Annotated in this window: 12 protein-coding genes; 3 read left to right on the top strand and 9 right to left on the bottom strand. The window is 64.7% G+C overall.

The features are described from left to right. Positions 1-8: 8 nt before the first annotated feature. Entirely contained in the window at positions 9-1,715 is a 1,707-nt protein-coding gene (leuA, locus tag GCT19_RS04045; protein WP_026228657.1) for a 2-isopropylmalate synthase, read from the bottom strand. Between the two features lie 329 nt (positions 1,716-2,044). Here leuA and GCT19_RS04040 point away from each other — a divergent pair, with 329 nt between their 5' ends. Next, positions 2,045-2,377 (top strand): hypothetical protein, encoded by a 333-nt coding sequence (locus GCT19_RS04040; RefSeq protein WP_152851068.1) that lies wholly within the window; start codon positions 2,045-2,047, stop codon positions 2,375-2,377. Positions 2,378-2,442: 65 nt separating this feature from the next. Here GCT19_RS04040 and GCT19_RS04035 read toward each other — a convergent pair whose 3' ends face one another. Further along, complete coding sequence (locus GCT19_RS04035; RefSeq protein ID WP_227749165.1) at positions 2,443-2,580, bottom strand: hypothetical protein; 138 nt, start codon at positions 2,578-2,580, stop codon at positions 2,443-2,445. A gap of 154 nt (positions 2,581-2,734) precedes the next feature. Between GCT19_RS04035 and GCT19_RS04030 the strand changes: the two genes are divergently transcribed. Continuing rightward, complete coding sequence (locus GCT19_RS04030) at positions 2,735-3,178, top strand: hypothetical protein (protein WP_026228659.1); 444 nt, start codon at positions 2,735-2,737, stop codon at positions 3,176-3,178. A 50-nt stretch (positions 3,179-3,228) separates the two neighbouring features. Here the strand turns inward: GCT19_RS04030 and GCT19_RS04025 are convergent, their stop codons facing one another. Together GCT19_RS04025 and GCT19_RS04020 are read right to left on the bottom strand one after the other, a co-directional pair. Continuing rightward, positions 3,229-4,491 carry a DUF3443 domain-containing protein gene (locus GCT19_RS04025; RefSeq protein ID WP_152851067.1) on the bottom strand — a complete coding sequence of 421 codons (1,263 nt, stop codon included), beginning with the start codon at positions 4,489-4,491 and terminating at the stop codon, positions 3,229-3,231. Between the two features lie 67 nt (positions 4,492-4,558). Beyond that, the gene (locus GCT19_RS04020) at positions 4,559-5,023 is read right to left on the bottom strand and encodes a DUF2844 domain-containing protein (RefSeq protein WP_152851066.1); all 465 of its coding nucleotides are present in this window, start codon (positions 5,021-5,023) and stop codon (positions 4,559-4,561) included. Between the two features lie 399 nt (positions 5,024-5,422). Here GCT19_RS04020 and bamC point away from each other — a divergent pair, with 399 nt between their 5' ends. Then, the gene (gene bamC / locus GCT19_RS04015; RefSeq protein ID WP_152851065.1) at positions 5,423-6,652 is read left to right on the top strand and encodes an outer membrane protein assembly factor BamC; all 1,230 of its coding nucleotides are present in this window, start codon (positions 5,423-5,425) and stop codon (positions 6,650-6,652) included. An 83-nt stretch (positions 6,653-6,735) separates the two neighbouring features. On the opposite strand, the gene GCT19_RS04010 is transcribed toward bamC, so the two are convergent. The 5 genes from GCT19_RS04010 to thiC form a co-directional block, all read right to left on the bottom strand. Continuing rightward, on the bottom strand, positions 6,736-7,665 hold the full coding sequence (locus tag GCT19_RS04010; protein ID WP_152851064.1) for a DMT family transporter: 930 nt from the start codon (positions 7,663-7,665) through the stop codon (positions 6,736-6,738). Between the two features lie 292 nt (positions 7,666-7,957). Further along, on the bottom strand, positions 7,958-9,556 hold the full coding sequence (locus GCT19_RS04005; protein WP_026228660.1) for an L-lactate permease: 1,599 nt from the start codon (positions 9,554-9,556) through the stop codon (positions 7,958-7,960). Between the two features lie 212 nt (positions 9,557-9,768). Then, the gene (locus GCT19_RS04000; protein WP_152851063.1) at positions 9,769-10,236 is read right to left on the bottom strand and encodes a hypothetical protein; all 468 of its coding nucleotides are present in this window, start codon (positions 10,234-10,236) and stop codon (positions 9,769-9,771) included. A gap of 244 nt (positions 10,237-10,480) precedes the next feature. Then, positions 10,481-10,705, bottom strand: a complete 225-nt coding sequence (locus GCT19_RS03995) for a glycine zipper 2TM domain-containing protein (protein WP_018435287.1) — start codon at positions 10,703-10,705, stop codon at positions 10,481-10,483. Positions 10,706-10,850: 145 nt separating this feature from the next. Further along, on the bottom strand, positions 10,851-12,782 hold the full coding sequence (gene thiC, locus GCT19_RS03990; RefSeq protein WP_018435288.1) for a phosphomethylpyrimidine synthase ThiC: 1,932 nt from the start codon (positions 12,780-12,782) through the stop codon (positions 10,851-10,853). Positions 12,783-12,863: the final 81 nt, after the last annotated feature.

The raw sequence follows: 12,863 nt of genomic DNA, 5'->3' as shown, positions 1-12,863 counted from the left end.
CCCTGGCCTCACACCGTCGCGTCGCTCAGCGCGGCGTCGAAGAAACGCTCCTGCGCATCCGCGTTCACGCGTGCATACGCGCGATTCACGCCGCTGATCACCGCGCGAATCGACGCGGTGATCAGGTTCGCATCGACACCGACGCCGAACGCGCTGCCGGCCACATCGGCGCCGGCCATTTCGGCGATCGCGATCGCGCGCGCATCGGCGCCCTGCGTGAGCGCGCGTTCCTCGTAGTGCTGGATGCGCACGGGCACGTCGAACGCTTGCATCAGCGCATCGAGCGGGCCGTTACCGGCGCCCGTCAGCACGCGCGGCGTGCCGTTGATTTCGACGTTGAGCTTGATGTGCTCCCGGCCGTCATGCTCGGACAGGCTGTGGCTGATATAGCGGACCGGCTCAGCCGTGCGCACGTATTCCTGCTGGAACAGTTCCCAGATCTGCGCGGGCGTGACTTCCTGGCCGCTGTCGTCGGTGAAGCGCTGCACGGCCGAGCTGAAATCGACCTGCAGGCGGCGCGGCAACACGACGCCGTAGCTCTGCTCGAGCAGATACGCGATGCCGCCCTTGCCCGACTGGCTGTTCACGCGAATCACGGAGTCGTAGGTGCGGCCGAGGTCGCTCGGATCGATCGGCATGTACGGCACTTCCCAGATGGCGTCCGGCTTCTGCGCGGCGAAGCCCTTCTTGATCGCGTCCTGGTGCGAGCCCGAGAACGCGGTGAAGACGAGGTCGCCGACATACGGATGACGCGGATGGATCGGCAACTGCGTGCATTCCTCGGCTGTGCGCGCGACTTCGTTGATGTTCGAGAAATCGAGTTCGGGATCGACGCCCTGCGTGTACAGATTCAACGCGAGCGTGACGAGATCGACATTGCCGGTGCGCTCGCCGTTGCCGAACAGGCAGCCTTCGACGCGATCCGCGCCCGCCATCACGGCGAGCTCCGCGGCGGCGACGGCGGTACCGCGGTCGTTATGAGGGTGGACGGAGACGATCAGCGAATCGCGGCGCGCGAGATTGCGGTGCATCCATTCGATCTGGTCCGCGTAGACGTTCGGCGTGGCCATCTCGACGGTGGCCGGCAGATTGACGATCGCCTTGTGCTCGGGCGTCGGTTGCCAGATGTCGAACACCGCGTCGCAGACTTCCTTCGCGAATTCGAGTTCGGTGCCGCTGAACACTTCCGGGCTGTATTGCAGCGTGAAGTGCGTTTCCGGCTGCGCGTCGGCGAGACGCTTCACCGTGCGCGCGGCCTTCTGCGCGAGTTCGATCACGCCGCTCTTTTCGAGGCCGAACACGATCTTGCGGAAGTCCGGCGCGGTCGCGTTGTACAGGTGGACGATCGCGCGCGGGGCGCCGCGCAACGAGTCGAACGTGCGCTCGATCAGATCGTCGCGCGCCTGCGTGAGCACTTCGATCGTCACGTCGTCGGGAATATGGCCGCCCTGGATCAGCTCGCGCACGAAGTCGAAATCGGTCTGCGACGCCGACGGAAACCCGACTTCGATTTCCTTGAAGCCGATCTGCACCAGCGTCTTGAACATGCGCATCTTGCGCTCGGCGTTCATCGGCTCGAACAGCGCCTGGTTGCCGTCGCGCAGGTCGGTGCTCATCCAGATCGGCGCACGCGTGATGGTGCGCGACGGCCACTGGCGATCCGTCAAATTGATCGGCTTGAACGAACGGTACTTGGTAGCGGGGTTTTTCAACATTTTCATCATCCGAGGGAGAGACCGTGGAACGGGTGTCGACCGGACGACGAAAACGCGATACTGGGCCGCCGGTCGGGAACCGGGGCTGGTCAGTTACTGGGGATTCAAGCGATGCTTCGGTGTATCAGAGAGAAGCGGACGCGCGCAGCAGCAGACCTAGCCCGGTAGAGCGGGCTAGTAGTAGCGATAGGGTGGTCTGGGCGCGGTACATAGTGCGCAATGGGAACATATTATTGAGATTGCGTCAAGGGCACGCAGTGTGCTCGTGCCGCGTTCGATTCACGGGTGAGCTCACGAGGCGTCGTCAATTCACTGAGCAGGAGGCGAACATGAACAGGGTAGCGTGGATATCCGCCGTCGCAAGGATCTGCGCATGCGCGGCGGTGGCATGCGGGTTCGTCGGGCAAGCCGGCGCGCAGGGGCTCAGCGCGCAGAACGACATGAACGCGCCGCAGAACAGCACGCGCCTGATGCCACATGCGGCGCACGGCAGCGAGTATCCGACGCACGGCAATCAGCAGGCGGGAGAGCTGAATCTGAATCCGACCGATCCGCGCGCGCAACTGCTCAACGGCTTGCCGAACAACCCGAGCGCGGGCGGCTATGGCGCGCCGCTGGCGGGTGTGCGTACTTACGTGCAACCGCCGCGGCCGGCGAATTGACTTCTCGTAACCGGCCGGCAGGCGCGTGAGCAAGGCCGCGAGCACTAGCGCGGCGGCGACGAGGATCAATGATCCCGCGTACTGGCCCGCGACCACGCGACGCGCTCTACGCCCGCTTCGGTCAGAAAGCCGAGCAGCACGAACAGGTTGTCGATATTGGTCGCGGCGTAGGCGACGATCGCGAGCAGGACGAGGCCGAGCATGAAGAAGCCGGAGTCGTTACCGGGGGGGCGCTTTGATGCGCCGCGCAATGTGGCCAACCTGGCGGCCGATTGCGCCACCGGCCGACACGATGCCGATGCGCCGCGTCAAGGTCAAGCGGCTACAATGACCGGGGCCTCGAACAACGGAACATCGATGAAGATTCGCCTTCTCTCTGTCGCCTGTCTCGCGAGCGCCGCGGCGCTGCTGGCGGCCTGCACGATCGTCACGCGCAACTCGAACGCCTGCGAGCAATTGATGCGCAGCAAGCTGGCCGAGCCGTCGTCGGGGATGTCGTCGGACAGGCTGCGGGTCACCCATCGCGGGGCCGCGATTCGCGGCTCGCGCGTCGTGGTGGAGGGGACGATCGAGCATGTGGGGAGCGCGTCCGCGACGGCGGCTTCCGCACCGCTTGCCGCATCGGCGTCGCAAGCGGCGTCCGAGGTCGAGGTCGCCGCGAAGCCGGCCCAGCCGCAGAGGGTCCGCACGCCGGCCGCCGCCGAGTGCACATTCCATGGCGAACAGCTCGACGTGTTCCGCTGGCTCGCGCCGCCTCAGCTGGCCACGCCGGCTGCAGAACCGGCCAGCGCAGCGGGCTGAGTTCGCGCCGGCGCCCCGCACCGTTGTTACGCATCTAACCGGGGCAAAGCTCAGAACGCGTAATACGGCCCCTGGCCGGCCGACGTATTGCGCGTCGCAATCGCCGTGTAAATGCGTTTGCCGTAAAAGAACGGCAAGCCCCAGCCGAAGCCCAGACTCGAATTGCCGGCGAGATTGTCGAACGCGTTGTTCGGCGACGCGAACAGCGTGTTCGAATTGGCGATGTCGAACGACACCGTGCGCGACACGCCATCGATGCCGGTGATCGACGCGTTCGCCGACTGCGTCGAAGTCGGGCAGTACCAGAAGCCGCACAACGGGAACTGCGTCGAGTGGAAGAAGAGGCCGTTCGAGCCGCTGTCGAGATAACTCACCGCATAGGTCAGGCCGCCCGAGTTCGTCGTCACGTACCCGGTCGCCGAGTTCGCCCTCACAACGTTCGTGCTCGTCAGCGTATTGTTCGACTGGGTGCCGATGCCGAAGATCAACGAGCCCGAGACGCTCGCCGCGCCAGCATCGGCGACGGCGGGCAGGTCGATCACGACGCCGTTGTTATCGAGCGGGAAGCTGCTGACCGGGTTGGTCACCTGCTGCGCGAGCGGCTGCGCGGTCGCGCTGCAGCCGCTCGTCGTGCAGCTGTAGTACCAGCGCGGCAAGGCGGAGTTCGCGCAGCCGTTGCCGCAGTCGACCGGGAACAGGCCCACGCCGAGGATGCCGTTCGCGTGCAGGCTCGCTACGGCCAGCAGCGACGCGCCGCCGGAGTTCGCGCAGTCGGCGGGCGCGCCGGGCAGCGCGCTGTCGGCGATCAGCTGAATCGGAATCGATGACGCCTGTTGTCCGGCCATGCGCACGTCCGCGGTGCGGATCGAGCCCCACGCGTAGCCGCTGCCGAACACCGCGCATTCGGCGCTCACGCCGCTGCCCGCGGCGATGGTCGGCAGCGACAAGGTCGTCGGCAGCGCCGATGCGAGGATGCGCAGGCCGTTCGAGCCGGTGTCGACCTGGATGTCGTCGATCGTCGCGCAGTTGCCGGTGCCGGCCTGGCAGACGGTGACGCTCGTCATCAGCATGTTGCGCGTATTGCCGGGCGCCACGCCGACCGTGACCGGCTGCACGTTGGGTGTGGTCGATTGCGGCACGTTCGCGCTCGTATTCGACGCGCCCGTGGAACCGGTCGGCGCGCTCGCGGATGGCGTCGAGCCCGAGCCCGAGCCGGATGGGCCGGACGAGGAACTGCCGCTTCCGCCGCCGCAGCCGCCTAAGGCCGCGCAGACGATCAGAAGCAGGGCATGGAAACGCAAGGCGGATTTCATGGCGTGGCGGTCCGTCGGGTGGAACTCAGGCGTGGAGGGTGTGCGAGCGACGCGTGCGGCGCACGCGTCACTGGATGTCATCGGAGCTGACGCCGGCGGGCAAAGCCGCCGGTAGCCACGCGCGGCCGACGTACCCACGCATCGGTCCGCCGGACTCGACGATCACGTCGGAGCGCGAGACCCGCGACGAATGCAGATTGCCGCTGCCGGCCGCCGCCGCGGCGCCGGTCTTGTACGAATCGCCGTATTTGCCGAGCAGCGCGTGCAGATCGGGCATCGTCGGGCCTTGCCATGCGTAGGCGACGATCAGGCCGGTGCTGGTTGCGTATTCGTTGATGGTCGTATTGCCGGCGTCGGTCCACGTGCGCTCGCGCAGTGCGCCATTGAGCAGCGTGCGCGGCGCGCTCGCGCCCGCTACCGCCTGGCTCGGCATCGTGCCGCCCAACTCGGCATGCGCGCCGAAGCACGCGCAGCACGCGACGACGGCGATCACCGAGGCGATCGCGGATGGAGTGAAACAGGAATTGGACATGAGGCCTTCCTCGTTTGGCGCCGGATTTTTATTGAGATAACTCGATTAACGTAGCACCGGTTTTCTTGTGGTTTTTGCACATCGCCGCGGACAGGGCCGCACGCCGTGTTGAAAAACAAGCCGCATGCAGACCGGAAGCCCTTATTCGGCGGGCTTCCGGCAAAGACTTGGGAATACTCCCAATGTCAACTCGAAAGTGTCATTGAGTGTTAAATTTACCTCATGAGAGGGCAAATAGCGTGATCGGCGCGGACTTTTTCCCCGTGACCTTTTTCGTCGCCGTGGCAAGCGGCGCTTCCCGGGCAAACCCCAGTTTTTGCACACGCCTCGCCGGGACCGGTAAAATGTTGGGTTGATCCACGGAAACTTGCCGTGGCGTAGCGGAAGGATTCCCCGAACATGACTGATTTTCGTCTCACCAAGCGGTTTGCAGTAATGCTCATGGCAGGCGGGCTGGTCGCCGGCTGCGGTACCTCGTCGCCGACCAAAATCGACTATAGGAGCGACTCCCGTTCGAAGCAGGTATCGCTTGCCGTACCGCCGAACATGATCGACGAGACGGCCGATCAGCGTTCGCTGCCGCCGCAAGGCGGCGAAACCTCGCTGTCCACGCTGAAACAGGTCCAGGCGCAGGCGCCGGCCGGCGACGCGGTCGCGGTCGTGCCGCCCGTCCAGGGCATCCACATCCAGCGCGACGGCACCGAAAGCTGGCTCGTGATCGACAACAAAACGCCCGATCAGGCCTGGCCGCAAATCCGCCGCTTCTGGCAGGAGCAGGGCTTCCTGCTGGTCGTCGACCAGCGAGACAAGGGCGTGATGGAAACCGACTGGAACGAAACCCACGCGCAGATCAACGACGGCTTTATCCGCAACACGCTGTCGAAGGCGATGGGCAACAGCTACGTGAGCTCGGAGCGCAACAAGTTCCGCACGCGTCTCGAAGCGGCGCCGAAGGGCGGCACCTACGTGTTCGTCAGCCAGAAAGGCATGCGTGAGGCGATCACCGGTACCAACAACGAGTCGACCCAGTGGCAACCCAAGCCGAACGACCCGGCGCTCGAGCAGGAATATCTGAAGCGCCTGATGGCCTCGCTGGCGCGGGCCGAAGCGGGTGCGGGCGGCACGCAGAACGCCGAGCTGTCGCCGGCGGGCACGCAGATCGCGCCGAACGCCGCGACGGCGGGTGCGAAATCGGCGACGGCCGCCGTTGTCGCGCAGAACGTCGCGCTCGCGGCCCAGCCGTCGACGCTGGATACGGATTCGGCCAACAACACGTCGGCGCAGCTCTCATCGACCGAACTCACGCTCGGCGAGCCGTATGACCGCGCGTGGCTGCGCGTGGGCCTCGCGCTCGATCGCAGCAATTTCACGGTCGACGACCGCGACGTGAGCCGCGGCCTGTATTTCGTGCGCTACGTCGATCCGAAGGATATGTCGTCGGCCGAGCAGGGCTTCTGGAGCCAGGTCTTCCACGGCCGGAAGGAGAAGGTCGCCAAGCAGTATCGCGTGAACGTGCGCGCCGTGACGCCGAGCCAGACCCGCGTGGCCGTGGTCGACGACAAGGGGCAAGTCGACGAAAGCTCGCAGGCGAAGCAGATCATGAGCCTGATGGCCTACCAGCTGCACTGATACGAGAGCCTCGCGGCCAACGCCGCCGGTTCCACGAAAAAACCGCCCGGAGCAATCCGGGCGGTTTTTTTTCGACCGCTTACTCAGGTATCCGCGCGCCGTCGCGTGCCGACCCACGGCAAGCGCTTGATCACGCCGGTCGCCAACGCGGTGCCGACCAGAATCACCGCGCAGCCTTCGAGCATGCCCGGCGACACCGTCTCGCCGAGAAACAACGCGCCCCACAGAATGCCGAAGATCGGAATCACGAAGGTCACGGTGATCGCGCGCGTCGGTCCGGCGACCGCGATCAGGTGGAAGAACAGCATGTACGCGATGCCGGTGCAGGCGACGCCGAGCGCGATCACCGCGCCCCACGCGTGCAGCGAGATCGGCGCGGCGGGCCAGTAGATCACCGCGAGCGGCAGCAGCACGATGGTCGCGCCGATCATCGTGCCGGTCGCGACGCTCAGCGCGTCGACGCCAGTCAGGTGACGCTTCGTGTAGTTGGCGGCGATGCCATAGAGCAGCGTGGCGCCGAGCGCGGCGCCGGCCGCGAGTGCGACGGTGAGCGGCGAGGCGGCCGAGCCGTCCGGCGCCGCGATCTGGTCCCACACGAGCATCAGCACGCCGAGAAAGCCGACCACGAGGCCGAGCGTGCGCAGCGCGCTGAGCCGGTCGCGCAGCCACAGAAAGCCGACCAGCGCGCCCCACAGCGGCGCGCACGCATTGATCACCGACGTGACGCCCGCCGACAGCGTCAGCTCGGCATACGCGAACAGGCAGAATGGTGCCGCCGAATTGAGGATACCGACCACGAGCAGCGGCACCGCGTGCGTGCGCAACAGCGTGGTGGACTGTTGCAGCGGCCGTCGCGCGATCAGTACGATCGCGAGAAAGAGGGCGCCGATGCCGACGCGCAGCGCCATCAGCGGCGCGACGCCGAAGTCGGTCACGCCGACGCGGATGAACAGGAACGATGCGCCCCACAGGGCGGCGAGGATCAGCAGTTGCAGAAGGTTTCTGGCTTTCATTGGAATGGCGCCGCGCGCAGTTGAGTCGGGACGCCAGCTCATCCTAACAGTGCGATCGCGCGATTCGTTTCAATGCGGGATGAAACGGCAAGATCCGGGAGACGGCCGCGTCCGGGTAGGTCGATGCTAAGCGCTGCGAAGGCGCAGGCCAAACGAGCAATTCTCACCGATATGTGAGAAAAATTGCGATGCGGCGGAGCGGTAGCAGAGATGCAATTGCAAACGGCGCCCGCGGTGTGCGGGCAGCCGTCCGAAACGATGTGAATCGCATTGCGTCGTTAGCGGCGCGAGCTCACTGCGGAATCATCCATTGCAGGAAGTTCTGCTGCGCCCACACGAGCACGCCGAGCAGCACCGTGAGCAGAATCGAATGCTTGAAGGTCTTGGCGAACACGACGCCTTCCTTGCCCTTCAACTCGGTGGTTGCGACGCCGGTCGAAATGTTCTGCGGCGAGATCATCTTGCCCATCACGCCGCCCGACGAGTTGGTCGCCGCCATCAGCACCGGATTCAGATTGAGCTGCTTGGCCGCCACCACCTGCAGATTGCCGAACAGCGCATTGCCCGACGTATCGCTGCCCGACAGGAACACCGCGACCCAGCCGAGGAACGCCGACACGAGCGGAAACACCGGCCCGACCGATGCGACGCCTAGGCCGAGCGTGTAGTTGAGGCCCGAGTAGTTCATCAGATATGCGAGGCCGACGATCGTCGCCACGGTCAGAATCGCGATGCGCGTCTGTACCCACGTATCGGCGATCGCTTTGCCGAACTCGGCGACGGGGAGCCGCACGATCAACGCGGTGATGATTGCCGCGACGAGGATCGCGGTGCCGGTCGCGAGCGGCTGGAAGTCCCAGATTGCGCCGTACGGCGCGTTATACAGCGTGATGAACACGGCCTTGTCGAGGCCAGGCCACGGCACCTTGACTTCGCCGATCGTGAAGATCCTGGCGATCGTCCAGATGATCACGACAACCGACACGATGATCCACGGATACCAACCCTGCGCACCGCCGATCTTGCCGCGCACCTCGTTGATACGATCAACGTTGATCGCAAATTTCGGATCGGCGGCGGGTTTCCAGACCCGCAGGAACGCGACGGTAAGAATCAGCGAAACCAGCGACGACAGCACGTCGGTCAGGCTGTAGTTCACGAAGTTGGAGACGACGAACTGGGTCAGCGCGAAGCTCAGGCCCGACACCAGCAGCACCGGCCAGATCCGCAGCATGTTGCGAAAGCCCGCGTACACGCCGATCACATAGAAGGGCAGCAGGACCGCAAAGAACGGCAATTGCCGCCCGACCATCTTGCCGAGCACATCGGACGGCAGATGCGTGACCGCACCGAGCACCGTGATCGGCACCCCGAGCGCGCCGAACGCAACTGGCGCGGTGTTGAAGATCAGCGTGAAGATCAGCGCTTCGAGCGCCGGAAAGCCGAGCATGATCAACAGCGAACTCGTGATTGCGACCGGCGTGCCGAAGCCCGAAATGCCCTCGAGCAGCGCGCCGAACGAAAAGCCGACCACGACGAGCACGATGCGCCGGTCGTTCGGCAGGTTTTCGATCATCCACAGGCGGAAGGCCTCGAAGCGTCCCGAGCGCTGCGCGATGTTGTACAGCAGGATCGCGGTGAACACGATCCACATCACTGGCCAGATTGCGAACACGATGCCGGCCGCGACCGAGTTGAACGCCAGTCCGACCGGAAACTGCCAGACCAAGATTGCGACAATCAAACCGACGATCAGTCCCGCGAGCGACGCTTGCCACGCTGGCCTGCGCGCCCAGCCGAGCAACGCGAGCACGACGATGATCGGCAGCGCGGCGACGATAAACGACGGAAAAAGCGAATTACCGACTGGAGTGAGCAGTTGATGAAACATCATGTCTCCTTCGTTGTTTGTAATTCGACGCGGGAGATTGCGCATGACGGCGCGTCGCTCTGGCACGGCGGACGCTTGCGAGTGGCCTCGACGGCGGCGCCTGATTTAAGCGGGTGCTGCGTGCAACCTTTCAAGAATAGAGCGCCATATCGGCGAGTCAAGCCGGGAAACTACGGGCGGGGTGGGCGCGGTGGTGGGCGAACAGAGACAGGTCAATGCCAATGGCCGCCCCAATGGCCGCCCCAATAGCCACCAATGCCGATCGCAATCGACGGTCCGTAGTAGGCGGGGTAGCCGTAATAAGCGGGATAGGGATAAGCCGGCGGCGGATAGTAGGCGGGATAGACCGGCGGCGCCACATACACGGGCGCGGGGGCAGCATAACCGGGCGGCATGTCCTGCGGCGCGACCTGCATTTGCGCCTGGGCTTGAGGCGCTTGCTGCGGATCGGTCGCCGGTGCGGCTTGGTCCGCCGTGGTCGCGGGCGCGGTCGAATAGTACGACGTGTAATAGCCCGCGGGATAGTAACCGGCGGGGTAATAGCAGCCGGCTAAAAATAGACTCGAGGCGAGCGCGGAAAGCGCGGCGGCGGGCCGCGCGAACCTTGCGGAAGAACTGGGCGACTCGCGCGGCGTCGAGCGGCGCACCGCGCGAAGATGGGTGACGACGCGGGACTTCATAACGCGCTCCTCGATGAACCGATGCCGCCTCGCGCGACGTCGTTATGAGGAGCTTACGCTCCTGGCGCGGCAGCGCTGTGGCAAAACCGCAACCGCATATTTCAGTCTATTTCCACGCGGATTGTCGGCACGAAGGCACACCGCATCCGCGGCCCTTGGCCGTGCGGATCGTGGTCCGAAACAATCGTTTGCCGTCCTGTATGAATCGTTAGACGCGTGAGCGGACGCAACGCTCACTGGCCGCTCACTTGCCGATCTGATTACCGATGACACCGCCCACCGCCGCGCCGCCCAACGTCGACAAGCCGCTGCCGCCGATTGCCGCGCCAGCCGCGCCGCCGACACCCGCGCCGATCGCGGTATCGCGTGTGCGTGGAGACATGTCGCCGCATGCCGCGAGACCCGCGACGAGCGAAAACGCGACTGCGACTGTGCCAAGACGAGTACCGAGTTGACGGATCGATTTCATGATGCTGACTCCCTTCGTTGTTGGAAGCAGTTGTTCCCTTCTTTGAGCACACAACGTGCCTGCTCGACGCGGCCAAATAAAAAAGCCCGCCATGCCGGCGGGCTTCGATACTGCGGGGCCAACTCGCGCGAATCGCGTAAGCCGCTTATTGCCGCTGATAAATCTCCGCGCCTTGCTTCATGAATTCGATCGACTTGACTTCCATGCCTTTCTGCAGCGCTTCGTTATCGCTGACGCCTTGTTGCGCGGCGAACTCGCGCACGTCCTGGGTGATCTTCATCGAGCAGAAGTGCGGGCCGCACATCGAGCAGAAATGCGCGACCTTGGCCGAGTCCTTCGGTAGCGTTTCGTCGTGGAATTCACGCGCCTTGTCCGGGTCGAGACCGAGATTGAACTGGTCTTCCCAGCGGAATTCGAAGCGCGCCTTCGACAGCGCGTTGTCGCGTACCTGCGCGCCGGGATGACCCTTCGCGAGGTCCGCTGCGTGCGCGGCGAGCTTGTACGTGATGATGCCGGTCTTCACGTCGTCCTTGTTCGGCAGACCGAGGTGTTCCTTCGGCGTCACGTAGCACAGCATCGCGGTGCCGAACCAGCCGATCATCGCGGCGCCGATACCCGACGTGATGTGGTCGTAGCCCGGCGCGATGTCGGTCGTGAGCGGCCCGAGCGTGTAGAACGGCGCTTCGTCGCACCAGTCGAGCTGCAGGTCCATGTTCTCCTTGATCAGCTGCATCGGCACATGGCCCGGACCTTCGATCATCACCTGCACGTCGTGCTTCCACGCGATCTGCGTGAGCTCGCCGAGCGTCTTCAGTTCGCCTAGTTGCGCTTCGTCGTTCGCGTCGTAGATCGAGCCGGGACGCAGGCCGTCGCCGAGCGAGAAGGCCACGTCGTAGGCCTTCATGATTTCGCAGATGTCTTCGAAATGCTCGTACAGGAAGCTTTCCTTGTGATGCGCGAGACACCACTTGGCCATGATCGAGCCGCCGCGCGACACGATGCCGGTCATCCGGTTCGCGGTGAGCGGCACGTATTGCAGACGCACGCCCGCGTGGATCGTGAAGTAGTCGACGCCCTGCTCAGCCTGTTCAATGAGCGTGTCGCGGAAGATTTCCCACGTCAGGTCTTCGGCCTTGCCGTTGACCTTTTCGAGCGCCTGGTAGATCGGCACCGTGCCGATCGGCACCGGGCTGTTGCGGATGATCCATTCGCGCGTTTCATGAATGTGCTTGCCGGTCGACAGATCCATCACCGTGTCGCCGCCCCAGCGGATCGCCCATGTCATCTTGTCGACTTCCTCGCCGATGGAGGAGGTCACCGCGGAGTTGCCGATGTTCGCATTGACCTTCACGAGGAAGTTGCGGCCGATGATCATCGGCTCGCTCTCCGGGTGATTGATGTTGTTCGGGATGATCGCGCGGCCGCGCGCGATTTCCTCGCGCACGAATTCCGCGGTGATTTCGCTGAGACCGTTCGGACCGAACGCGCTCGCGCCGAATGCCTGGCCGGGGTGCTGGCGGCCCATCATCGCGGCGAGCTTCGCGCCGTTCGGGCCGCTCGCCTTCAAGGTCTCCAGATACTCGGCACGACGCTGGTTCTCGCGAATCGCGATGTATTCCATTTCCGGCGTGATGATGCCTTGCTTCGCGTAGTGCATCTGCGTCACGTTCTTGCCGGCGATCGCGCGGCGCGGCGTGCGATGCAGGCCCGGGAAACGCAGCTGCGCGGTGGCCGGATCGGCGGCGCGCTCGCGGCTGAAGCTGCTCGACAGACCGGTCAGCGGCTCGGTGTCGCCGCGCTCCTCGATCCACGCCTGACGCAGCGCGGGCAGGCCCGCGCGGATGTCGATCTTCGCGTCCGGGTCGGAGTAGGGGCCCGACGTGTCGTACACGTAGATCGGCGGATTCTTTTCGCCGCCGAAGCTGTCGGGCGTGTCTGCCTGCGAGATTTCGCGCATCGGCACGCGGATGTCGGGGCGTGAGCCGGTCACGTAGACCTTGCGCGAATTCGGCAGCGGCGCGACGGCGGCCTCGTCCACATGGGCTTCGGCGGAAATAAACTTCGGATTGGCGTTCATGTAAGTCTCCGTACAAAGTGGGGCGGCTAAGCAGGAGACTGAGATGGAAGTGGTCGGAAATCGCTAAGAGGTGAGGCTGTT

It is taken from the genome of Paraburkholderia atlantica (genome assembly GCF_009362785.1).
Lineage (GTDB): Bacteria > Pseudomonadota > Gammaproteobacteria > Burkholderiales > Burkholderiaceae > Paraburkholderia > Paraburkholderia atlantica.
Note: the sequence above shows the minus strand (reverse complement) of the source record. Positions and strands in the feature narration are given on the sequence as shown.

What these genes read in the sequence shown, in the direction of transcription:
- leuA (WP_026228657.1), bottom strand. Translation starts at nt 1,715, where the DNA reads ATGTTGAAAAACCCCGCTACCAAGTACCGTTCGTTCAAGCCGATCAAT.
- GCT19_RS04025 (WP_152851067.1), bottom strand. Translation starts at nt 4,491, where the DNA reads ATGAAATCCGCCTTGCGTTTCCATGCCCTGCTTCTGATCGTCTGCGCG.
- thiC (WP_018435288.1), bottom strand. Translation starts at nt 12,782, where the DNA reads ATGAACGCCAATCCGAAGTTTATTTCCGCCGAAGCCCATGTGGACGAG.
- GCT19_RS04040 (WP_152851068.1), top strand. Translation starts at nt 2,045, where the DNA reads ATGAACAGGGTAGCGTGGATATCCGCCGTCGCAAGGATCTGCGCATGC.
- GCT19_RS04035 (WP_227749165.1), bottom strand. Translation starts at nt 2,580, where the DNA reads ATGCTCGGCCTCGTCCTGCTCGCGATCGTCGCCTACGCCGCGACCAAT.
- GCT19_RS04010 (WP_152851064.1), bottom strand. Translation starts at nt 7,665, where the DNA reads ATGAAAGCCAGAAACCTTCTGCAACTGCTGATCCTCGCCGCCCTGTGG.
- GCT19_RS03995 (WP_018435287.1), bottom strand. Translation starts at nt 10,705, where the DNA reads ATGAAATCGATCCGTCAACTCGGTACTCGTCTTGGCACAGTCGCAGTC.
- GCT19_RS04005 (WP_026228660.1), bottom strand. Translation starts at nt 9,556, where the DNA reads ATGTTTCATCAACTGCTCACTCCAGTCGGTAATTCGCTTTTTCCGTCG.
- GCT19_RS04020 (WP_152851066.1), bottom strand. Translation starts at nt 5,023, where the DNA reads ATGTCCAATTCCTGTTTCACTCCATCCGCGATCGCCTCGGTGATCGCC.
- GCT19_RS04000 (WP_152851063.1), bottom strand. Translation starts at nt 10,236, where the DNA reads ATGAAGTCCCGCGTCGTCACCCATCTTCGCGCGGTGCGCCGCTCGACG.
- bamC (WP_152851065.1), top strand. Translation starts at nt 5,423, where the DNA reads ATGACTGATTTTCGTCTCACCAAGCGGTTTGCAGTAATGCTCATGGCA.
- GCT19_RS04030 (WP_026228659.1), top strand. Translation starts at nt 2,735, where the DNA reads ATGAAGATTCGCCTTCTCTCTGTCGCCTGTCTCGCGAGCGCCGCGGCG.